Source organism: Staphylococcus sp. CoH_129_LAB_1 (genome assembly GCF_058191515.1).
Window position 1 is genome coordinate 5,887 of the sequence record NZ_JBXWKZ010000047.1, and the last position, 2,378, is coordinate 8,264.

Sequence of the window (2,378 nt, forward strand, 5' to 3'; positions counted from 1 at the left end):
ATAACTGGTTGTTCTTTTTCACTTGGATAATCTGGTACTGTAACTGCTCCTGTCACGTCTTCTTCTGTTGTTGGTGTGCCGTAGTCTTTGTTAACTTCTTCTACGTTTGGATCATAACGATCATTATCTCCTAAATGATTTTCTGGATCTTTAGGATTTGTTGATTCGTCAATTTCATTATCATCTATTACTCCATCACCATCATCATCACTGTCATTAATGTCTGGATTTCCGTCTTCATCTGTATCTCTTTGAACTGTAATAACAAAATCTTCACTTGTTGTTGTTCCATTTTCATCAGTTAATGTAACAGTTACAGGGAAATCACGCTCTTCTTCAAATGTACTTGCTGATGGATTACTTGGGTCCCAATTATCTTTCCAGTCATTTACTACTGGTGTGCCAGAAATAATTCCTGTTTCAGGGTCATATGTTACACCTTCTGGTAGCCCTTTAACTGTAACCTCTGCGTCAGGTTTATTAGTATTTACAGTAACTTCTGTAATTGGATTACCTTCAACAACTGTTTGATCATCAATTGGATCAATTTCAGGTTGTACGATATTATCAGCTGCAAATGAATCTGCTCCGATTACATTACCATTAACTACTAATTGAACAGTATATGTTTTTCTACTATCAATATCTTTAGGAACTGTAAATTGTGCTGCTTGCTCTGCTTCAGCTTCATTATTAACTTCAGTTCTTGAAAGTTCTACAGGTTTATCACCTGATGCATCTAACCAAACAATTTCAGTTTTTTCACCTGGATAATACATTGAACTTACATTACTTACAGCTGTATCACCAGGATGAGCTACATTATCAATAACATCAAAATTAGTAATATCAATATCATATTTAGCTGGATCAGCTACTAATGCAAAATGTACATTATAAGCATATGATTTATTAGCTGCAATAAATGGTGTTGAACTAGCATAATCTGTAGGAGATGTAAATACCGGAGATGAATAACCAGTATAACCAGGAACTACATTTCCATCTTCATCTATTACATATTGATACATATAATTAACATCAAATTTGTCATCAAATCTTGCAGTATATCTACCATCCACGATTGGTGCAACTACTGTTTGTTGAATGTATTCTGGATTTGTTTTGATTAATTCTTGTTGTGCTTTAATACGTTCATTTACATCGTCTATGCCATTTGTAGTAGAAAGAGCTTGTTTTCCTTCAGGAGTTAACACGCTTGTTACTACTCTAAAGCCATCCTTAGCTTCTTCTAATGTTTGATCTATAAATGACTCCCCAGTTGATGTAGGATACAGTGTACCAGAAGTAGTTGTTTCCCACCAAACTTGACCACTAACAGCATAAGGGTCTTTCTTGTTTATTGAGGTTGGTAAAATACCAGGATTTTTGTCTGGTCCTTTATCGTCGTATTTCCACTCAGATTCCGGTGTTGTCATCGTTACGTTACTTGGTTTTTCGTATACGTAAATAGCCGTTCTTTGCATACTATGTTCTGATAAAATAAATTCACCTGTGGCTACTACTGCACCAGAGAATCCTGTTGAATTACCAGGTTGTTTTCTATAAGTAAAATATTCATTCCCATTTTCTGATTTTTGACCTGGAGCTAACCATAATCTATATTTTTGACTTGATACAGATTGAAACTCTGGTTTGTGTAACTTACCATTTGCATCTGTCCAGCCATCTCCTATATCAAATGCGTATGTTCCATTACCACCTTGTCCAGCTCTTGTACCACCTAAATCATGTGTCGTTGCTTGATATACAGGAGATACAGTTCCATCTTTATCCATCCACTGTAAATAAACTTTATAATCATTTAATGCTGTTTGTGAGCCATTAATACCAGGAGTATAGTTATTTGTAGCAACATCTAACCAACCACTTACAATACCTTTTGTAACTTGGAAGTCAGTACCTTTTTTAATCTTACCTGAAGCAATCGCGTCAACATCAATAATATCATTAGATGATAAAGCCATTGTATTGATAAATTCATTTGAAGCAATATTAATTGTTTCATTATTATTGTTAGGTAATGCAACTCTCAATGCTGTTGCCAACGGTTGACTTTCTCTTTGCTTATTTGCCAACTCCTGTATTAAAGCTAATTGTAATTCTTGTGGACTTATATTTTCTGTATCTAAATCTAGATTATGAATAACTTCTTGAGCTTTTTCATCAGAAACATTTGCAACTTCCTTGTAGTATGTAGTTGCAGTTTCTTCATCTTTCACTTGCGAAATATCAACTACATTTTCAGTAGTTTTAGTATTAGATTCCTCTGATTTTGTTGCTTCTTCAGAACTTGGTTCCTCTGATTTTGTCGCTTCTTCAGAACTTGGTTCCTCTGATTTTGTCGCTTCTTCAGA

General features: G+C 34.6%; 1 protein-coding gene. It reads right to left on the reverse strand.

The window, feature by feature from the left end; translation table 11 throughout:
• Nucleotides 1–2,378, reverse strand: a 2,378-nt coding sequence (locus AC2FB1_RS10740; protein WP_490675236.1) for an Ig domain-containing protein, incomplete at both ends; no start/stop codon positions are given.